At 43.6% G+C, this 19,350-nt stretch carries 21 protein-coding genes and 3 tRNA genes; 3 read left to right on the top strand and 21 right to left on the bottom strand.

Annotated elements, in window-relative coordinates; all coding sequences use genetic code 11:
* The 9 genes from EYW48_RS19015 to fkpA all read right to left on the bottom strand — a co-directional run.
* On the bottom strand, positions 1-128 hold a 128-nt coding region (locus EYW48_RS19015), incomplete at its 3' end, for a GTP-binding protein (protein ID WP_238336750.1).
* A 123-nt stretch (positions 129-251) separates the two neighbouring features.
* Positions 252-2,348 carry an elongation factor G gene (gene fusA / locus EYW48_RS19020; protein WP_053309843.1) on the bottom strand — a complete coding sequence of 699 codons (2,097 nt, stop codon included), beginning with the start codon at positions 2,346-2,348 and terminating at the stop codon, positions 252-254.
* A 75-nt stretch (positions 2,349-2,423) separates the two neighbouring features.
* The gene (gene rpsG / locus EYW48_RS19025) at positions 2,424-2,894 is read right to left on the bottom strand and encodes a 30S ribosomal protein S7 (protein ID WP_053309842.1); all 471 of its coding nucleotides are present in this window, start codon (positions 2,892-2,894) and stop codon (positions 2,424-2,426) included.
* A gap of 96 nt (positions 2,895-2,990) precedes the next feature.
* Positions 2,991-3,365, bottom strand: coding sequence for a 30S ribosomal protein S12 (rpsL, locus tag EYW48_RS19030; RefSeq protein ID WP_005595139.1), 375 nt, complete (start codon positions 3,363-3,365; stop codon positions 2,991-2,993).
* A 181-nt stretch (positions 3,366-3,546) separates the two neighbouring features.
* Positions 3,547-3,822: a sulfurtransferase complex subunit TusB gene (tusB, locus tag EYW48_RS19035; RefSeq protein ID WP_176246701.1), complete on the bottom strand. Its 276-nt coding sequence runs from the start codon at positions 3,820-3,822 to the stop codon at positions 3,547-3,549.
* Between the two features lie 9 nt (positions 3,823-3,831).
* On the bottom strand, positions 3,832-4,188 hold the full coding sequence (gene tusC, locus EYW48_RS19040) for a sulfurtransferase complex subunit TusC (protein WP_171981011.1): 357 nt from the start codon (positions 4,186-4,188) through the stop codon (positions 3,832-3,834).
* On the bottom strand, positions 4,185-4,589 hold the full coding sequence (gene tusD, locus EYW48_RS19045; protein ID WP_171981018.1) for a sulfurtransferase complex subunit TusD: 405 nt from the start codon (positions 4,587-4,589) through the stop codon (positions 4,185-4,187). The genes tusC and tusD overlap by 4 nt, the downstream gene beginning before the upstream one ends.
* A complete protein-coding gene (locus EYW48_RS19050) occupies positions 4,583-5,302 on the bottom strand; it encodes a transcriptional regulator (protein WP_053309838.1) in 720 nt (239 codons plus the stop codon). The genes tusD and EYW48_RS19050 overlap by 7 nt, the downstream gene beginning before the upstream one ends.
* A 179-nt stretch (positions 5,303-5,481) precedes the next feature.
* A complete protein-coding gene (fkpA, locus tag EYW48_RS19055; RefSeq protein WP_171981012.1) occupies positions 5,482-6,270 on the bottom strand; it encodes an FKBP-type peptidyl-prolyl cis-trans isomerase in 789 nt (262 codons plus the stop codon).
* Between the two features lie 139 nt (positions 6,271-6,409).
* On the opposite strand from fkpA, the gene EYW48_RS19060 reads away from it, so the two are divergent.
* Both EYW48_RS19060 and EYW48_RS19065 read left to right on the top strand, forming a co-directional pair.
* A complete protein-coding gene (locus EYW48_RS19060; protein WP_176246702.1) occupies positions 6,410-7,393 on the top strand; it encodes a hypothetical protein in 984 nt (327 codons plus the stop codon).
* A gap of 6 nt (positions 7,394-7,399) precedes the next feature.
* Positions 7,400-7,627 carry a SlyX family protein gene (locus tag EYW48_RS19065; RefSeq protein WP_053309835.1) on the top strand — a complete coding sequence of 76 codons (228 nt, stop codon included), beginning with the start codon at positions 7,400-7,402 and terminating at the stop codon, positions 7,625-7,627.
* Between the two features lie 3 nt (positions 7,628-7,630).
* Here EYW48_RS19065 and EYW48_RS19070 read toward each other — a convergent pair whose 3' ends face one another.
* The 9 genes from EYW48_RS19070 to tsaE form a co-directional block, all read right to left on the bottom strand.
* Entirely contained in the window at positions 7,631-7,819 is a 189-nt protein-coding gene (locus EYW48_RS19070) for a DUF2065 domain-containing protein (protein ID WP_053309834.1), read from the bottom strand.
* 85 nt (positions 7,820-7,904) lie between these two features.
* The gene (gene hflC, locus EYW48_RS19075; RefSeq protein ID WP_053309833.1) at positions 7,905-8,885 is read right to left on the bottom strand and encodes a protease modulator HflC; all 981 of its coding nucleotides are present in this window, start codon (positions 8,883-8,885) and stop codon (positions 7,905-7,907) included.
* A 2-nt stretch (positions 8,886-8,887) separates the two neighbouring features.
* Complete coding sequence (gene hflK / locus EYW48_RS19080; RefSeq protein WP_168523606.1) at positions 8,888-10,087, bottom strand: FtsH protease activity modulator HflK; 1,200 nt, start codon at positions 10,085-10,087, stop codon at positions 8,888-8,890.
* Between the two features lie 45 nt (positions 10,088-10,132).
* Complete coding sequence (gene hflX, locus EYW48_RS19085) at positions 10,133-11,422, bottom strand: ribosome rescue GTPase HflX (protein ID WP_053309831.1); 1,290 nt, start codon at positions 11,420-11,422, stop codon at positions 10,133-10,135.
* Positions 11,423-11,463: 41 nt separating this feature from the next.
* Entirely contained in the window at positions 11,464-11,730 is a 267-nt protein-coding gene (gene hfq / locus EYW48_RS19090) for an RNA chaperone Hfq (protein ID WP_053309830.1), read from the bottom strand.
* A gap of 196 nt (positions 11,731-11,926) precedes the next feature.
* A complete protein-coding gene (miaA, locus tag EYW48_RS19095; RefSeq protein WP_168524081.1) occupies positions 11,927-12,859 on the bottom strand; it encodes a tRNA (adenosine(37)-N6)-dimethylallyltransferase MiaA in 933 nt (310 codons plus the stop codon).
* A 15-nt stretch (positions 12,860-12,874) separates the two neighbouring features.
* The gene (gene mutL, locus EYW48_RS19100; protein WP_277432864.1) at positions 12,875-14,845 is read right to left on the bottom strand and encodes a DNA mismatch repair endonuclease MutL; all 1,971 of its coding nucleotides are present in this window, start codon (positions 14,843-14,845) and stop codon (positions 12,875-12,877) included.
* 9 nt (positions 14,846-14,854) lie between these two features.
* Complete coding sequence (locus EYW48_RS19105) at positions 14,855-16,573, bottom strand: LysM peptidoglycan-binding domain-containing protein (RefSeq protein ID WP_053309827.1); 1,719 nt, start codon at positions 16,571-16,573, stop codon at positions 14,855-14,857.
* A complete protein-coding gene (gene tsaE / locus EYW48_RS19110) occupies positions 16,567-17,031 on the bottom strand; it encodes a tRNA (adenosine(37)-N6)-threonylcarbamoyltransferase complex ATPase subunit type 1 TsaE (RefSeq protein ID WP_053309826.1) in 465 nt (154 codons plus the stop codon). Before tsaE ends, EYW48_RS19105 begins: the two co-directional genes overlap by 7 nt.
* 219 nt (positions 17,032-17,250) lie before the next feature.
* Between tsaE and queG the strand changes: the two genes are divergently transcribed.
* A complete protein-coding gene (gene queG, locus EYW48_RS19115) occupies positions 17,251-18,375 on the top strand; it encodes a tRNA epoxyqueuosine(34) reductase QueG (protein ID WP_176313963.1) in 1,125 nt (374 codons plus the stop codon).
* 656 nt (positions 18,376-19,031) lie between these two features.
* Here queG and EYW48_RS19120 read toward each other — a convergent pair.
* From EYW48_RS19120 to EYW48_RS19130, 3 genes are all read right to left on the bottom strand, one after another.
* Positions 19,032-19,107 (bottom strand) — tRNA-Gly (locus tag EYW48_RS19120).
* Between the two features lie 31 nt (positions 19,108-19,138).
* Positions 19,139-19,215, bottom strand: a tRNA-Met gene (locus EYW48_RS19125).
* Positions 19,216-19,272: 57 nt separating this feature from the next.
* Positions 19,273-19,348 (bottom strand) — tRNA-Gly (locus tag EYW48_RS19130).
* Between the last annotated feature and the right edge of the window lie 2 nt (positions 19,349-19,350).

Genomic DNA, 19,350 nt, shown 5'->3' on the forward strand with positions numbered 1-19,350 from the left:
ACACCACCGTACACTTTTGCAAGTGTAGTACAGATAGCAGCAGTTAGAGTTGTTTTACCGTGGTCAACGTGGCCGATAGTACCAACGTTTACGTGCGGTTTCGTACGTTCAAATTTTGCTTTAGACACGATCGTGTTCCTTCCTAGTTATGATTCGCCTTGAGTCACATATAGCTCAAGACGCGCCAGAAATTGCTATTTTATGCGCCAACTCTCGTCAGCGCAATAGATTCGTTATTAAACAAATAACTGTTAAGTGCGCTCTGCAATAATTGCTTCTGCAACATTCTTCGGCACATCAGCGTACTCAGCAAACTCCATAGAGTAAGAAGCACGGCCCTGAGTGGCAGAACGTAAGTCTGTTGCGTAACCAAACATTTCAGATAGAGGGACTTTAGCATGGATAATTTTTAGGCCAGCATGACCTTCATCCATACCTTCAATCATGCCGCGACGACGGTTTAAGTCGCCAACAACATCACCCATCCAATCTTCTGGAGTGGTTACTTCAACTTTCATCATTGGTTCAAGAAGAACAGGTTGCGCTTCTAAAGCACCTTTCTTGAACGCCATCGACCCAGCAATCTTAAACGCCATCTCGTTTGAGTCGACATCATGATATGAACCATCGAATAATGTCGCTTTGACATCCATAATAGGATAGCCAGCTAACACACCGTTGTTCATTTGCTCTTCGATACCTTTCGCAACCGAGCTGATGTATTCCTTAGGAACCACACCACCAACGATTTCGTCGACAAAGACAAAGCCTTCACCGAGTTCCGCAGGTTCAATCTTAAGCCAAACGTGACCATATTGACCACGACCACCAGATTGACGAACGAACTTGCCTTCAACTTCCGCTTTACCACGGATAGTTTCGCGATACGCCACTTGTGGCTTACCGACGTTGCAATCAACACTGAATTCACGCTTCATGCGATCAACGATGATGTCTAGGTGAAGCTCACCCATACCTGAAATCAATGTTTGACCCGTTTCCTTGTCGGTTTCAACACGGAACGATGGATCTTCTGCAGCCAGTTTACCTAGCGCAATACCCATTTTTTCTTGGTCTGCTTGAGAGCGAGGCTCTACCGCAATTTGAATTACAGGCTCTGGGAATTCCATGCGCTCAAGTACCACTTTATGGTCTTGATTACACAAAGTATCACCAGTAGTGACATCTTTAAGGCCAATCGCTGCAGCGATATCGCCAGCGCGAACTTCTTTAATTTCTTCACGCTTATTGGCGTGCATTTGAACGATACGACCAAAACGCTCACGCTTTTGTTTCACAGAGTTGTAAACGGCATCGCCTGAGTTTACGACTCCAGAATAAACACGCATAAACGTTAGTGTACCAACAAATGGGTCTGTCGCAATTTTAAAGGCTAACGCTGCAAATGGTTCGTTGTCGTCAGCATGACGCTCAACTTCATTGTCATTGTCATCAAGACCTTTAATTGCTGGAACATCAATTGGCGAAGGCAAATATTCGATTACTGCATCAAGTACGGCTTGAACACCTTTATTTTTAAAGGCACTGCCACACGTAGCTAATACAATTTCATTATTAATGGTACGAGTACGTAATGCTTGTTTAATTTCCGCTTCCGTCAACTCACCTTCTTCAAGGTATTTATCCATTAACTCTTCACTTGCTTCAGCCGCTGCTTCAACAAGGTTATTGTGCCATTCTTCAGCAAGTTCTTGCATGTCAGCCGGAATGTCTTCGTATGTAAACGTCATGCCTTGATCGGCTTCATTCCAGTTGATTGCTTTCATCTTGATAAGGTCGATGACACCTCTGAACTCTTCTTCTGCACCAATATTCAATTGGATAGGAACAGGAGTCGCACCAAGACGATTTTTAATTTGGTCTACAACACGTAAAAAGTCTGCGCCAGCACGGTCCATTTTATTAACGAACACCATGCGAGGAACACCGTATTTATCAGCTTGACGCCATACAGTTTCAGACTGAGGTTCAACACCAGATGAGCCACAGAATACAACCACTGCACCATCAAGCACACGAAGTGAACGCTCTACTTCGATTGTAAAGTCAACGTGTCCTGGGGTATCAATGATGTTTACGCGATGATCTTGGAACTGTGCTTCCATACCACGCCAGAAGGTTGTTGTAGCAGCAGATGTGATAGTAATACCACGCTCTTGCTCCTGCGCCATCCAGTCCATGGTTGCAGCACCATCGTGAACTTCGCCGATTTTGTGAGAAAGGCCAGTGTAGAACAGAATACGTTCAGTAGTGGTTGTTTTACCTGCATCTACGTGAGCACAGATACCGATGTTACGGTAGCGCTCAATAGGAGTTTTACGAGCCACGATTGTATCCTCTTACTAAGGTATTCCTTAGAGTATAAAGATGTGCTGCGAGAGAAACTCGCAGCACTAAAGGTATTACCAGCGGTAATGAGCGAATGCTTTGTTCGCTTCTGCCATGCGGTGAACGTCTTCACGTTTCTTAACAGCAGAACCTTTGTTTTCTGACGCATCTAGCATTTCAGCAGCTAGGCGAGCAGCCATAGATTTTTCACCACGCTTACGCGCAGCATCAACTACCCAACGCATAGCAAGTGCGTTACGGCGAACCGGACGTACTTCTACAGGTACTTGGTAAGTTGAACCACCCACACGGCGAGATTTAACTTCTACCGCTGGACGTACGTTTTCAAGAGCTTCTTCAAATACAGCTAAGTGATCTTTACCAGATTTCTCAGCCATAGTGTCTAGTGCAGTGTAAACAATTTTTTCTGCAGTAGATTTTTTACCGTCAACCATAAGAATGTTAACGAATTTTGCCAGCAGTTCAGACTTGAACTTTGGATCTGGAAGGATCTTACGCTGACCAATAACGCGACGACGTGGCATGGATATTCTCCGTTGTCTTTTTCAGGTTATCCAAAACTTTTCAGTTTCTTCAAAAATTAAATAATTTAGTGTTTGGCCTTACTTAACGGAAATCCATTAAGACTTAGGACGTTTCACACCGTACTTAGAACGAGCTTGTTTACGGTCGTTAACGCCTGCACAGTCAAGTGCACCACGAACTGTGTGGTAACGAACACCCGGAAGGTCTTTTACACGACCACCGCGGATTAGAACAACTGAGTGCTCTTGAAGGTTGTGGCCTTCACCGCCGATGTACGATGTTACTTCGAAGCCGTTTGTCAAACGTACACGACAAACTTTACGAAGTGCTGAGTTAGGTTTTTTAGGTGTAGTAGTGTAAACACGAGTACATACACCACGTTTTTGTGGGCACGCTTCTAGTGCTGGCACGTTGCTTTTAACAACTTGCTTTGCACGAGGCTTGCGTACCAACTGGTTAATAGTTGCCATTAACTAGCTCCTGAATTTACTTAAAGTAAGCTTTGTGAAAAATCTAGTCCCTACGTACTTAGTACAAATAGGGACGCAAAATTCTATGCAGCAGTGAGAGGTGTGTCAAGAAATATACAGATCTTTTTTAACCACTAAAAAAGGCTGTTGATTTTTTAAATATAAAATCAACAGAAAAACATTACCAAGTTATTGATTTATCATGTTTAACGGTTAAATCAACAAAGCCAGAAAAATTGACTTTCATCATATGAGGCGAGCAGAGATCTTCCACACCTCGCGCTGCGAGATCCTCGGAAAGGACATAAACCTTCGTTAGATCGATAATTTGCCCAAAATGCATAGCGTTTGGGTTGGACATGTATACAGCATCTTCAATCAAAAGTATCCCATCTTCATCGGTAGAATATCGCTGTACTAATATCATTTTAGACGCGTCTTTTACGATATGAAGCATTTGCTCTCCTTAGAAGGTTAACACTTGATCACACTGTGCCAATAATTGTGCGATTTGCTGGGGAGATACCTTTTGAGCATCGATCACCCAACCAGCGTCCCCTAAGCCAAATTCATCAATACTTTGCTGGCAAAGGTAGATTTGTTCAATATCGTATAGGTCGAGTAATTTAAATGCGCTGATATAGTCGCGGCTCAATACCTGTTCTGGTGATTGACTGGCGATGAGTTGAGCAACGCCTGAACCAACAAAAAAAAGGGCAATATCATCACTGTACGCTGACGCAGCGAGTACAGCATCTAAGCCTTCTCTTCCTGCCGACGTTGAATGAGGAGCCGATTGAAAAACAAAACCTAATTTTTTCAAAACTGTACCACTCTATTTTGCGTCAGTAATGCTTCAGCCAAACTCCCTAAACCAGCTTGCTCAAAGTTATCCGCTAAATTATGCGTAGCAAGTTGATGTTGTTGCGCTTCACTATCACTGATAATGCCACGGCGGAGCGCCGCCGCCACGCAAGTTTCTAATTTAACGTTATGCTCTACCGCAAGCTGTTGCCAAGCTTTGACTAAATCAAACTCATCGTTAGCTGGAGCGGTAATCGACGAACCATTAAGCACACCGTCTTGATAAAAAAAGACGCTCGATAGGGTGTGGCCTTTTTCTATCACAGCACAAGCAAAGCGATAAGCACTGCGCGCTGACTGAGAGCCATAAACCGCCCCATTGACCAGTAGCGTATAAGTCAACGTTTGGCTCACTACGATTCTTCTCCAGTCTTACGCTGGCGAATGTAGAGGTACACGGTATGCTTGGAAATATTCAGTCGGTCAGCAACACGGTTGATGGCATCTTTGATATCAAAAATACCTTTGTCATACAACTCCATCACGATCTGACGGTTTTTGGTGTTGTTAGATACCGACTTGTCTGCATTGATATCTTCAATCGTGCGCTCAACAGTTTGATCCACCAGCTCTTCAACGTCGCTAGCAAAGTTCACTGAAGACGCCGCTTCTTGCGCTTCTTGTGTTGGCATGAAAGATTGCAGAACCTGAGAAAATGGCGCATCTAGGTTGACGTTAATACACAACAAACCAATAACTCGATTATCACCATTACGGATTGCCACTGTAATGGACTTCATCAACACGCCACCTTTGGCTCGAGTAAAGTAAGATCGAGAGAAGTTGCGCTCTGAACCTTCAATATCTTTTAGCATACGCAGTGCTAAATCGGTGATGGGTGAACCAACTTGACGCCCTGTATTCTCACCGTTAGCGATTTTGATAGCTGATGTATTGAGATCTTCCAATGAGTGCAGCACGATCTCACAGAAAGGGCCAATCAAACTAGCAATACCATCCACGACGGCTTCATAGGAACGAAGAATAATTTTATCGTGCTCACTAAATGGCATCACATGTACGGATTCCATTTCAAGCAACATCTCCGCATTTAGAGTTTCTGTCATTGTCACTGTTATCTAGCCTTAGTGCGAAAAATCAACAAATTGATGTAAGTTTATCAGAAAATTTTAATTTTAAACCTAGTTAAGTCTTGAGCAAGTGATTTAGAACAACTAATCAGAGTATGCGGTTCAAAGAAAAGGGCCTGATAAATTCAGGCCCTTAGCGTAATAATGACGTTGAAAAGCAATTATTTTGCGGCTTCGTCACCGTTATCAATCTTCAGTAATTCAACTTCAAATACGAGTGTTGAATTAGCAGGAATGGTTGGTGTGTCTTGTTCGCCATAGGCAAGCTCAGGTGGAATAACAAACTTATACTTAGAACCCACTTGCATTAACTGTACGCCTTCAGTCCAACCTGGAATAACGCGATTTAGCGGGAATGTAGCTGGTTCGCCACGGTCGTAAGAACTGTCAAACTGTGTACCGTCTGTAAGAGTACCTTTGTAGTGTACTTGAACAGTATCGGTCTCTTTAGGTAATTCACCAGTGGCTGGTGTCATTACTTGATAAAGTAAACCTGACTCTGTTTTCTTCACGCCTTCTTGCTTTTCAAATTCAGCACGGAACTCATCTCCTGCTGCTTTTGCAGCTGCCGCTTTTTCAGTAGCTTGAGCTTTCATCGTTTCTGCAACACGCTTATCGAGCGCTTCTAAAGCGGCACGAGTTTCTTCTTCACTTAGCTCTGCGTTACCCGCAAAAACGTGCTCGATACCTTTAAGTACAAAAGCTTTATCAAGATTGATGCCAATTTCACTTGGTTTCTCAATGCTTGTACTCAAGTAATTAGCAAAAGAAACACCAATTGCGTAAGCTGCTTTGTCATCTTCAGTTTTAAAGTGAACCGTTTTTCCGGTTTCAGCTTGCACTTGTTCTGCCGCTGGTGCTGCTTCAGTTTTTGGTGCTTCATCTTTCTGGCAGCCAACTGCTAGCATTACGGTTGCCGCAAGCAGTGACACTTTAAACAATGATTTCATTTATTTCTCCAATTTGTAGGCAAACCTTTTGTTATTGTGCACAAATCTCAGAGAAAGACTGGTGCACAAAACAGAGTTGTACCAATATAACGGTATGTTGATCGATTGTCTTTACACTCAAAGCGGATAATTAGACGTCATGCGGATAATTTCTCATTCAATCCTATGCTGCATTGTCATATTGATGTTAAATGGTTGTTTTTTCTCTAACAACGACGTGCAACGCTGGGAACTAGAACCGAATGGATCGACCAGCTTCGGCCTCAGCCGTGATGGTCGTTTTGCGCTTATCTACTCCAAACAAAAACAATTGGTTTTGTGGGATCTTGAACAAGATAAAATGCTCGCAGACCTAGGGCCTCAAGACCCTCAAGCAAATACTGTCTCACACATTCGCATCTCCGATAATGGCCGTTTCGCTGTCACCGCAAGCCAAATTAATTTTGCGGTATGGGACTTAGGTTGGACACAAGCACAGGGCTTATGGTCCATCTCTGACGGCCTCATTCGAAGTATTGATATATCAAATGATGGCGAACAAGTACTACTTGGTTTATCCAATGGTAAAGCTATTTATGTGGACTTAGTCAGCGGTCGCCGCCTAGAGTTCCTTGCTCATAGAGAAAAAGTCAATTCTGTCGCCCTATCTCCCAATGGTCGCTTTGCTCTCACTGGTGGCAATGATTATTTCGCTTATCTTTGGGATACCAAAACAGGTCAAATTTTGCGCTCTTTTGAACACGAACAACGCGTCAACCGAGTTGCTCTACAACGAGATGGTTTGATGGCATTTACTTCCGATGGTGGTAATCAATCCGTTATTTGGGATCTAACTTCTGGTAAAAAAATAGCGCAATTGAGTAGCTTTTCCAGACAACTGATTTTCACAACCGCGCGTTTTTCCGATGACGGCTCCTTGTTAGTGACTGGTTCACCCTCTAGCCAAGTAGCTATTTGGAATGCTAAAAACGGTAAAAAGCAGCAAGGATTCGAGGTTGAACCGTTAAAAGATGCCCGTCCACCACGAGCTGTAGTGTATGATGCGGCCTTTGACCACCAGCAGCGAGTCATTACTGGTACATCAGCAGGTATTGCTCAAGCATGGAAATTAAACGATTGGTGATAAGTGATGAACGATAAAAATATGCAGCAATTAGAACAGCGTGTTAATGACTTAGAATGCCAACTGGCTTTTCAAGAACAAACCATCAATGAACTCAATGATGCTCTGACACAACAGCAAATGTTGATCACTAAAATGCAAGATCAAATGAAATACATGGTGGGTAAAGTGAAGAATATGGATACCTCTAATTTGGCCGATGCCTCAGAAGAGACACCTCCTCCTCACTACTGATTTCTAGCTGGCAAAGTAATAAGCTATTATTCCGCCTGCCACCACCAAACAGCCACCGATTCTACGCAATTGGTTATTGGGCTGCTGGCTAAGCTCTGCAACCATTTTACGCCAACCGTTGGGGGCGATTAGCGGTCCAAGACCTTCCACAATCAGCACCAAACCTACCGCAAACCAAATTGAATTAGACATAGTATTATCTCTATCGAACAGTGAAATATTATCCCAATAAACAACAAAGGCTCCGAGAAGGAGCCTTTGATTAAACAACTAACGATTATTTAGCTGCAACACCACTGGTGTTATTCATGTATTTGAAGAAATCACTCTTAGGATCCAACACTAGGATATCGCTTTTCTCACTGAATGATTTTTCATACGCTCTCAAAGAACGTAGGAAACCGTAAAATTCAGGATCTTTGCTGTAAGCATCAGAGTAAATCTTCGCTGATTTTGCATCGGCATCACCACGTGTTACACGTGCAGTTTTATCCGCTTCAGCTAAAATTGTCGCCACTTCAAGCTCAGCTTGGGCACGAATGATTTCAGCTTTCTCACGACCTTGAGAGCGGTGTTTACGAGCAACCGATTCACGTTCAGCACGCATACGACGGTAGATAGACTCGCTGATCTCATCAGGTAAGTTGATTTTCTTCATACGGAAGTCAACCACTTCAACACCCAAATCTTTCATAGCGCTTTCGCGAGTATCAGTCAGTACGTCTTCCATAATCTGGTCACGCTGACCATCAATTTCCAACGCTTGCTTAGCCGCTTCAGTCGTCACCACTTCCGCATCGGTACTGTCAGGCAACACATCCTTATTACGAGGACCGGAAACGATTTGCTTGATTTCACGTGAACCGATTTCAGAACGAAGAATATCCGTCACTTTACGCTCAAGCAGTGCTTCTGCTGTTAGTGCATTACCGCCACCTGTTGCCAAGTAGTATTGACCGAAATCTTCGATACGCCATTTTACGTAGGTATCAATGATCACGTCTTTTTTCTCAGACGTGACAAAGCGGTCAGAACGGCCATCCATAGTTTGAATACGTGCGTCTAATGTTTTCACACGGTCAAACAGTGGCATTTTAAAATGCAAGCCAGGCTCGTAGATGCGGGCAATTTCGTTATTGTCTTTCAATACTCGACCAAAACGAACCACGATTCCACGCTCACCTTCAGGGATGACAAATAATGACATCAGCATCAGAACAAGTGCAATCACCAATACAGGGATCATTAACTTACGCATTATTAGTATCTCCCTTGACGTGTACTTGTTGAACGAGACTGAGCATCAGTGTCAGCCGCCGTATCGGTACGCTGAGATTCAAGCTCGATCTGATCATACGCTGATGATGATTTCGCTTGACGTTTGGTCTCTGATTTTTCCTGACCGGCTAATTTATCAATCGGCAAGTACAACAGATTACCGCTAGATTCAGAATCAATCAGCACTTTAGAGGTATTAGAATACACTTCTTCCATCGTATCGAGGTAGAGACGATTACGAGTAACCTCTGGAGCTGCATTGTATTCAGGCAACAGTTTCTCAAATTGAGCCACTTGACCTAATGCTTCATTGATTGTGCGCTCAGTGTAACCTTGTGCTTCTTTCTTCAAACGCTCAGCGCGGCCGGTTGCTTTCGGCAGAATTTCATTTTTATACGCTTCGGCTTCACGGATGAAACGCTCTTCATCTTCTCGTGCAGCAATCGCATCATCAAATGCATCTTTTACTTGCTCTGGCGGACGTGCAGATTGGAAGTTGACATCAACAATCATCAAGCCCATATCATAGCTGTCGATGATTTGATTTAATGTCGCTTGAGTGCTTTGACGAATTTGTTGACGACCACTGGTCAAAATACTATCCATCAATGAGTCACCCACGACAGCACGTAGCGCAGAGTCAGTTGCTTGGCGTAAGCTATCGTCAGCATTCGTAACACGATACAAGTACTTGTATGGATCAGAAACGCGATATTGAACATCCATTCCTACTGTCACCACGTTTTCATCTTTGGTCAGCATGAGGCCAGATGCACGTAACGAGCGAATAGCTTCAACGTTAACCGCTGACACTTCATCAATAAAACGAGGACGCCAGTTTAGACCAGGATCAACGATGCGATCATACTTACCTAAACGCAGCACTACACCACGTTCGGCTTCACCAATAGTATAGAAACCGGAAAAGAACCATACCGCCACCGCAATAGCAGCAATGACACCAAAGCCAATTGCACTACCACCAGAGAACGAAGGGCCTTTACCACCTTTCTTACCAAACTTTCCACCCAGTTTTTGGCTCAGTTTATTAAAAACTTCGTCCAAATCTGGTGGTCCTTGATCACGGCCACCGGAGTTTTTGTCACCACGATTATTATTACCCCAAGGGTCATTATCGCGGCCATTGTTGCCGTTGTTATTACCAGGCTCATTCCACGCCATTAGAAAGCTCCATCATTTGATATGACGTTATACTGTAGCAGTCCTTTAAGTAACTATAAAGTCACGCAAAACTGCTTCTTCTCTTTTTTCTAGTCTAGACCAATCGACTTGCTGCATTCGAATATGAATCACTAAGTTGCCTTCTGGGTCATATTCTTCTTGTTGAATACATTTCATTTGTGAAAATGTACTACGAATGCGTCCTTGATGCAGTGGTGGGATACACAATTGATATTGAATCACCTGACTAGCTAGTCGCTCCGTCAGTGCTTCGAAAAGCAGGTCAATACCTTGACCATCCATTGCCGATACCCATACTGTTCGGGGAATCCCCTCATCATCTCTTTCAATTCGAGGTTGTTGGCCTTCTAGATTGTCGATCTTGTTCATAACGACAAGAGTTGGCACCTCATGGGCATCAATTTCTTCTAATACATCATGAACAGCTTTGATATTCTCACGAAAACGCTCATCACTGGCATCAACAACATGTAACAAAATGTCAGCTTCTTGAGTTTCTTGTAACGTGGCTTTGAACGCTGCAACTAAATCATGCGGTAGATGACGAATAAACCCTACCGTATCCGCCAAAATAGCGGTACCCACGTCGGCTAAATCAATTTTACGCAGTGTTGGGTCTAACGTTGCAAACAGTTGATCTGCTGCGTATACACCCGCTTCGGTAATTCGATTAAATAAGGTCGATTTACCCGCATTGGTGTAACCCACCAGGGATATTGTGGGAATTTCAGCTCGATTTCGAGCTCGGCGCCCTTGTTCTCTCTGCTTCGCGACTTTTTCTAAGCGACGTAATATCGCTTTAATGCGCTCACGCAATAATCGTCTGTCGGTTTCTAACTGGGTTTCGCCTGGACCACGCAAACCTATCCCACCTTTTTGGCGCTCAAGGTGCGTCCAGCCTCGAATTAATCGAGTTGAAAGGTGACGTAACTGCGCCAGTTCAACTTGCAACTTACCTTCATGGGTTCGAGCGCGTTGAGCAAAAATATCGAGGATAAGACCAGTACGATCAATCACTCGGCATTGGCACAAATGTTCTAGGTTACGCTCTTGAGCTGGAGAAAGGGCATGGTTAAAGATCACCACATCAGCTTCAGTTGCCTGCACTGCTTGGGCGATTTCTTGGGCTTTGCCTTCACCGACATAATATTTAGGGTGTGGAGTTTGACGACTGCCAGTAATCACTTGCAGTGTCGACACTCCAGCAGAAGAAACTAGCATTTCACATTCGCTAAGATCTTCCCACTCACCCTTATGCGTGAAGTTGATATGAACAAGTACGGCTCGCTCACCGGCTTCGTAACGGTCAAACAAGCAACCAACTCCTTTGTAAATAAACGATGCTAATCAGAGGATTAATCTTCTGATTTGTCTGATGGTCGATCAGATCCAGTACGCGGTTCCGCGGTATGGTGGCTCACTGCACGTGCAGGAACAACCGTAGAAATTGCGTGCTTGTATACCATCTGATTAACTGTATTTTTCAGTAGGATCACGAATTGATCGAATGATTCAATCTGACCTTGAAGTTTAATACCGTTCACAAGATAGATCGAAACGGGAATGCGCTCACGACGTAGTGCATTTAAGAATGGGTCTTGTAGAGATTGCCCCTTAGCCATTTTATTTTCCTTATTTGAATTTTGTTGTAGTTATTTAGCTAGTGGTGCACTGCATTATTTGTGCGGCCTTTGCATCTGAGCTAAACGAATAAAAACCCCGTGATTACTTGTTATGGAGATGAATACGTCCAAATTCAAGTAACGGATCCTTTACAGGGTACATCACGCAAAAGCGATCACATTATACACAGCTAATTCAGTCAGATGCTATCGCATTTGAGAGAGTTTCTACTGCATGATCAATGTTTTCGCTATCTAACCAAGTTAAATCATCCCAGCTGCGTAACCAGGTGATCTGACGCTTGGCCAATTGACGGGTTGCACAGATTCCACGAAATACCGCTTCATCCAATGTACAATTCCCATCCAAATAGTCCCACATTTGTCGGTAGCCAACACAGCGAATGGATGGCAAATCTGGATGAAGATCTTTTCGAGCGTAGAGCGCTCTCATCTCATCTTCAAATCCAGCTTCGATCATTTTTTCAAACCTAAGTTCGATCCGACGGTGGAGTTCAGCCCTTTCCTTGGGAGCTATTGCAAACTGCTTAACTCGAAATGGCAGGCTTTCACCTTTGGTTTGAGTTAGCTCAGTAAGAGTTTTACCTGAAATTCGATAAACTTCCAATGCCCGCGACAATCTTTGTGGATCATTGGGGTGAATTCTGTCAGCTGAAACAGGATCAATCTCTTTCAGCTGATCGTGCAAAAAGCTCCAGCCATGTGCTGCTGCTTCTTGCTCAATCTGTTGTCGTATTTCTGGGTTTGCAGCCGGAAGTGGCGACAACCCCTCTAGTAGAGCTTTGTAATACAACATAGTTCCCCCGACCAATAGAGGAATTTTTCCTTGTGCGGTAATGTCATGCATGGCTTGTAGAGCGTCACGACGAAAATCAGCCGCCGAATAAGCTTCGCTAGGGTCGAGAATATCAATCAAGCGATGAGGAGCGAGCGCAAGTTCACGTTCATCGGGCTTTGCCGTACCAATATTCATACTCTTATAGATCAGAGCCGAATCGACACTGATAATTTCAACTGGGTATTTCTGACGCAAACGGATCGCAACTTCAGTTTTACCCGATGCGGTTGGCCCCATCAAAAATAGAGCAAGTGGTAGTGTCTGATTCATCATTACTTTAATTATTTATGCTAACAACGCAGCAATCGTGGTGGAAAAATCAACCGGCTGAACAAAACGAGTATCGTGTAAAGGCAGTTTGCCCTGCCAAAGCTGTTCCAATTCCGAAATCATTTGAATCGCTTCCGATAAAGTGTAGTCACTTTTTACTTCAGTTGTTTGCTGGGCAAGCCAATCGGCTAAAATATCCGCTTTTATTTGCCCGCCAGATTCATTCAAATTTAAGGAGGCGTAAGATAACAGATCTGGAATTAAGTGTTGCAGATTTTGCTGTCGAAGTGGCTGAGGGACTCCCATCACCATCATGTTTTGCGCATTACGTTCTTTTAACTCAATTCCCAACTCACGGAGTACAGGTTGACACAGGGCAAGTGTTTTACGTTCTGGTTCAGACAATTTCAGTGACAGTGGCACTAATAACGGTTGGCTTTTTAAATCCCCAGTGGTGGTATTAAGTTGACCTCTTGTTTTAAGCCATGCCCCTTTGATAAGAGAAAGCAATACCACACCTTGCTTAGACCCCATCAGTAAATATTGTCCTTGAATAACGGCAATCGCCTTACCTAATTGCTCTAGTTTTAGTGGGTGATTAAGAGTTTCAGGCAGCTTCGTTGGAATTGGCGCAGCTGGTACGGGTTGAACGGTTTTCATCAACTCTTGGTATGCCTTCACTTCCACTTTAGAAGGTGACGGCTGTGGTGAACGCTCATAATTCGAACGAGGCACACTTTGGGTAGCCGTTTGCTGCCACTCACTACGTTTAGGGGCTTCTTGAATGGAATGTCTAGCAGTACCCGCCTCAGCGTAGCTACTATCCGCCTTGCGAGGGTATGCAGGTAATTTATCTATAGCCAACCCTATCTGCGCAGCTAGGTCAGTGTCACTCTTTTCTATTTCTCTATTTTCAGCGCCTTTGTTTGCTAGCTCAACACTGGAGTGATGAAAGGCAGACTGGTTAACTTCAGGCTCTGTGATATGTTTGCTTTCAGCAAGCGCACTACTTAATGCCTGGTAAATAAAATCATGAACTAGACGAGCTTGATGAAAACGCACCTCATGTTTTGCAGGGTGCACATTGACATCAACTTGATGCGGATCTAACTCGATAAACAGTACATAAGTTGCAAATTGATCCGCTTTTAAGCTGGTCTCATAGCTCTGTCTGATAGCGTGATTAATCAATTTATCACGCATCATACGACCATTCACATAACAATACTGTAAGTCACTCTGCTGACGAGCCCCTTCTGGGGTTGTTATCCAACCGTGTAACTTTAGCCCTTGATGTTCAAGTTCAATCCTCAGCATGTGACGCACAAAGGCATTACCACACACTGCAGCAATTCTTTTTTCTTCCTGAGATGTAGTTTTAGCGGCGCGGTACTGTCGTACCATTTTACCATTATGGCGTACATTGATTGTCACATCAAAACGACTCAAAGCGATACGTTTTAGCAGTTCATCAATATGCGTAAATTCTGTTTTTTCGGTGCGAAGAAATTTACGCCGAGCTGGTGTATTGAAGAATAGGTCTAACACTTCGACTGATGTACCGATCGGATGCGCGGTGGGTTCAAGTTTCACCGCCATATCTCGCCCTTCACTGTGCGCTGCCCACGCTTGTTCTTGTGTCGCCGGACGAGAGGTTAAGGTTAGCCGAGAAACCGAGCTAATACTGGCCAGTGCTTCACCACGAAAACCTAAACTGACAATCGCCTCTAAATCATCTAGGGTGTGGATTTTAGAGGTGGCATGGCGACTTAATGCTAATGCCAATTCCTCTTTATCAATCCCAGTGCCGTTATCACGAACACGAATCAACTTAGCGCCACCTTTCTCGATATCGATATCGATACGGGTAGCACCAGAATCGAGGCTATTTTCTACCAACTCTTTTACTACTGATGCAGGCCGTTCTACCACTTCACCAGCAGCAATTTGGTTAGCGAGACGAGCCGGTAGAATTTTAATTACCATAATGATTATCTACTTATTGGGAATGATCAGCACTTGACCAATCGCCAGTTGATCTGATCGCAATTGATTGGCTTGGCGAATACTACTAATCGATACTTGATACTGGTTAGCAATTTTGCTCAAAAACTCCCCTTTTTGCACTTTGTGCTTGCGAAGTGGTTTGTCTTTTAAGCTCACCGTTATTTTCAGTTTTTGCCCTAGCTTTAATGTGTCAGAACGCAGTTTATTTTCTCGTTTGATTTCTTCAACACTCACTTTGTAATTAGCAGCTATCTTTCCTAAGTAATCACCAGATTTAACCACATGAGTAATGGTTTCTGTCTCAACAGGGTTATTCACCACCGGCACTGAGATTGGTGCAGAAGATCCGGGAATACTCAATACTTGCCCAATGGCTAAACTCGCGCTTTTGAGGTTATTTGCTGTCATTAAAGCTTGCGTTGAAGTGCCGTATTTCTTGGCAATCACAGATAAAGATTCACCGCGTTGGACTTTATGCTTTTGCGCTTTGCCACGGTTAGCAAATAGAGTGCCTTCTGGTGGGTTCTCTTCAAAATATTGCACGATAGCTTTTGCCAATGCACGGGCTAACTTATCTTGATGGCTACGTTGGAATAATAGCTTTTCTTCTGTTGGGTTCGAGATAAAACCAGTTTCCACCAAAACCGATGGAATATCAGGTGATTTCAATACCGCCAAACTTGCGTTTACTGGCTCCTTTTTATGTAAGTGAGCCACTTTCCCCATCTCTTTGAGTAGATGAGTCGCCACTTTGTAGCCTTCTTTTTGCGAATGACTAAATTGTAAATCCAGTAAAGTTTGGCTGACATTACGATCGCTATTATTTTTTGCCAACACTTGTCCTGCTCCACCAAGCAATTCCGATTGCTCTTCGTGGTTTTCGACCCAACGAGCAATTTCGCTATTCGCACGCTTAGTATTCAATACAAATACCGAACCGCCTCTTGGTTGTGGCGTATGGAAAGCATCGGCATGGACTGACACTAAAAGATGCGCTTTATTGCGCCGCGCGATTTCTGAACGTTTGTTGAGGTTAACAAAGTAATCGCCACCACGAGTCAGAACCGCTTTCATTCCCGGTACAGCATTAATTTGGTCGGCAATTTTTTTGGAAATACTCAGCGTGGCATTTTTTTCATATTTACGAGTAGGACCAATTGAACCAGGGTCTTCGCCACCATGCCCAGCATCGATCGCCACTACAATATCGGCTGTACCTAATAACTGTGAAGCATCACGACTAACCTGAGTATTGCTAGCTGGTTTTGCCGACGCTTTTTCACCCTGCTCGCCATGGGGTAAATCAACCACTAAACGATGCCCATATTGACCACCGGGCGTCGGTGAAAGTTTGAAAGGTTGCGGATTAACCTTACGCTTAAGTTCGAAAACCAAACGATAGGTGCCTTTCTCTGGGGGAGAACTACTGCGGATCTGTTTAAGAATCGGGCTATCGGAAACCTGTAAAGGTAATTTAGTACTGAGTGTCGTTTTTTTTAAATCCACAACCAGCCGCTCAGGACTACTAAGTGTGAAGTAACTGTAATCTGCTTCGTTTTTAAGATCGATAACCACCCGAGTTTCATCAGGAGAAGGCCAAACACGTACCCCTTCTAAAGCATTCGCCCAAGCCGTTGATGTGAATAACCACCCGCTGCAGCAGGCAAGCGATATAACAAAAGTTCGAAATAAATTAGCGCTCAACATAACTCCAATTGGCTAAGTAATGCCGTTCCATAATGGCTATTAGCGGTTAACATCGCTTGTCGTTGCTCACCATCGTAGCGTAATTCAATGTCCAAGTCCGATGTCGGTAGTAAGCCATAACCCTTCTCTGGCCACTCAACAAGACAAATAGCATCACTGGTGAAGTAATCTCGGATCCCCATAAATTCAAGCTCTTCAGGGTCAGCTAAACGGTAAAGATCAAAGTGATAAACTTGCCAGTTCGCCAGTTGATAAGGTTCAACAAGTGTATAAGTCGGGCTTTTGACGTTACCGACATGCCCTAACTGACGAATAAAACCACGGCTGAATGTTGTTTTTCCTGCACCAAGATCACCATGCAAATAAATGGTTGTCTGCTCGGAACACAGTGTCGCTAGCTCTGCGCCTAATTTTACCGTTTGCTGTTCGTCTTCTAAGGTAAAAATCTTCGTGGTCATGAATTACAAGCTCTCTAGTGTCGGTAGTTGACTATATAAAAATCAAAAGAACTCGAATAGTAAACTGGGTTGGAATTGGGAGACAAGATCTCTTCTGTAAGTAAAAGGAAAAAACTCTGCCCAAATGTCAGTTTAATCGATAAAACTGACGATCATTCGCTAGATCCTTCATTCATGATCCGTTAAGATCCCGCCCCCTTTTCGATGAACTCGTTGATCATGAATTACCAAGCACTGGCAGACAATATAAAAATGTGGGCACGTGAGCTTGGTTTCGAGAAAGTTGGGATCTGCGATGTTGATCTTAGCGAACATGAATCGACGCTGCAAAAGTGGTTGGATGCTGGCTATCACGGTGAAATGGATTGGATGGCTCGTCACGGCATGATGCGAGCAAGGCCTAATGAACTACTTCCGGGAACTGTGCGTGTTATCAGCGCGCGCATGAACTATCTCCCTCCAGAAGCTCGCTTTGCCAGCAACCTAAATAACCCCAACCATGCTTATATCAGCCGTTATGCGCTTGGTCGTGATTATCATAAATTGGTCCGTAACCAGTTAAAAAAACTAGGTGAAAAAATTGAGCAAGAAGTTGGCGCATTAGGTTATCGGCCCTTTGTTGACTCGGCTCCAATACTTGAGCGGCCACTTGCCCAAAAAGCAGGCCTTGGTTGGACTGGTAAACATTCACTAATCTTAGATAAAGACAGTGGCTCTTGGTTTTTCCTTGGCGAGTTATTAATTGACCTACCCCTGCCGATTGATACACCAAGTAAAGACCAATGCGGTAAATGCAGCGCTTGTATAACATCATGCCCAACACAAGCAATTGTGGAAGCTGGTGTGGTAGATGCGCGCAGATGCATCTCTTATTTAACCATTGAGTATGATGGTATTATTCCTCACCAATTTCGCCGGGCGATGGGCAACCGCATTTATGGTTGCGATGATTGTCAGTTAGTATGCCCTTGGAATCGGTTTTCAGATCTGACTAAAACAAGTGATTTCCATCGTCGTAATGTGTTCAATGAGCCAGATTTAGTCGAGTTATTTGCATGGAGTGAAGATAAATTCTTACGCAATATGGAAGGTTCAGCGATTCGCAGAATTGGCCACCAACAATGGCTACGTAATATCGCGATCGCATTGGGTAACGCACCTTATTCCGAATACATTTTGACAGCATTAAAAGCCAAGATGGGTACGTCAGAACTGTTAGATGAGCATATTCTATGGGCAATTGAAGAACAAGAACAGAAACGCTCTCGCACTCTAGAACAATCCAATCTCAAACATCAGCGGCTAATAAGAATTATCGAGAAAGGGCTACCGCGTGATGCATGAACGCTAAGCGTTTGCATAGCTGATCGGTATTTACTTTGATATGCATCTCAAAATATAGCTATGTGGACAAAAATTTTAACACAACGCTGTTTTCTATAATCAAGAAAAGTTAGTCACATCTTCAATAAATGATGAGGATCAAAGATTCATGCATTAACGATCCTATCAATGAGCACAATCAGCCTAGAAAAAACAAGAAAACCCAATAAAAATCAACAGGTTGATGAAAATCCTAATGGATGAATGAATTAAAATATTATAGAAAGATCTTTCCTTTTCACTTCGTATTATCATAAAAAAACACGTTACTCACCAAGTTATCCACAATTATTTTTTGTGGATAAGTCTGTTAATGAAAAATCATAAGTGCCCTTGAATCACTAGGTTTCATTGATTTTCACTGTGTATTGAAGTGCAATACTGAAGTTGTTAAGACGAAAATAAATCCGCAATGATTGCAGATTATTTATATTTTTTGGGGTGATGCTTCACAGCATTAAAGAAAGAGCATAGACCATATTTGGTCCAAGTTCAGAGGCTAGTCTGAAGGAAGTTAGAGCGACAGCGACACACGAGGTTCACTTTCTTTATACAAAAAGGCGTTTCCTCAACCTTAACTAGGTTGTGCGGCGCTATTCTTTTCTTCGAAAAGAATTTGGAGCGACACACGAGGTTCGAACTCGTGACCTCAACCTTGGCAAGGTTGCGCTCTACCAACTGAGCTAGTGTCGCATGATTAAACGCTGTTGCACTTAATCGAAATTGGTTGCGGGGGCTGGATTTGAACCAACGACCTTCGGGTTATGAGCCCGACGAGCTACCAAGCTGCTCCACCCCGCGTCCGTATTTCATCATTCAAAGCATGATGAGCGCTTTAAGCTTTCTAACAAAAGAAGCTGGAGCGACACACGAGGTTCGAACTCGTGACCTCAACCTTGGCAAGGTTGCGCTCTACCAACTGAGCTAGTGTCGCAT

Origin of the sequence: Vibrio sp. 1180_3 (assembly GCF_029478545.1) — a bacterium.
Lineage (GTDB): Bacteria > Pseudomonadota > Gammaproteobacteria > Enterobacterales > Vibrionaceae > Vibrio > Vibrio aestuarianus.

What these genes read in the sequence shown, in the direction of transcription:
- rpsG (WP_053309842.1), bottom strand. Translation starts at nt 2,894, where the DNA reads ATGCCACGTCGTCGCGTTATTGGTCAGCGTAAGATCCTTCCAGATCCA.
- EYW48_RS19060 (WP_176246702.1), top strand. Translation starts at nt 6,410, where the DNA reads ATGCGGATAATTTCTCATTCAATCCTATGCTGCATTGTCATATTGATG.
- tsaE (WP_053309826.1), bottom strand. Translation starts at nt 17,031, where the DNA reads ATGACCACGAAGATTTTTACCTTAGAAGACGAACAGCAAACGGTAAAA.
- hfq (WP_053309830.1), bottom strand. Translation starts at nt 11,730, where the DNA reads ATGGCTAAGGGGCAATCTCTACAAGACCCATTCTTAAATGCACTACGT.
- rpsL (WP_005595139.1), bottom strand. Translation starts at nt 3,365, where the DNA reads ATGGCAACTATTAACCAGTTGGTACGCAAGCCTCGTGCAAAGCAAGTT.
- queG (WP_176313963.1), top strand. Translation starts at nt 17,251, where the DNA reads ATGAATTACCAAGCACTGGCAGACAATATAAAAATGTGGGCACGTGAG.
- EYW48_RS19065 (WP_053309835.1), top strand. Translation starts at nt 7,400, where the DNA reads ATGAACGATAAAAATATGCAGCAATTAGAACAGCGTGTTAATGACTTA.
- hflK (WP_168523606.1), bottom strand. Translation starts at nt 10,087, where the DNA reads ATGGCGTGGAATGAGCCTGGTAATAACAACGGCAACAATGGCCGCGAT.
- tusB (WP_176246701.1), bottom strand. Translation starts at nt 3,822, where the DNA reads ATGCTTCATATCGTAAAAGACGCGTCTAAAATGATATTAGTACAGCGA.
- EYW48_RS19070 (WP_053309834.1), bottom strand. Translation starts at nt 7,819, where the DNA reads ATGTCTAATTCAATTTGGTTTGCGGTAGGTTTGGTGCTGATTGTGGAA.
- mutL (WP_277432864.1), bottom strand. Translation starts at nt 14,845, where the DNA reads ATGGTAATTAAAATTCTACCGGCTCGTCTCGCTAACCAAATTGCTGCT.
- EYW48_RS19105 (WP_053309827.1), bottom strand. Translation starts at nt 16,573, where the DNA reads ATGTTGAGCGCTAATTTATTTCGAACTTTTGTTATATCGCTTGCCTGC.
- miaA (WP_168524081.1), bottom strand. Translation starts at nt 12,859, where the DNA reads ATGAATCAGACACTACCACTTGCTCTATTTTTGATGGGGCCAACCGCA.
- hflC (WP_053309833.1), bottom strand. Translation starts at nt 8,885, where the DNA reads ATGCGTAAGTTAATGATCCCTGTATTGGTGATTGCACTTGTTCTGATG.
- fkpA (WP_171981012.1), bottom strand. Translation starts at nt 6,270, where the DNA reads ATGAAATCATTGTTTAAAGTGTCACTGCTTGCGGCAACCGTAATGCTA.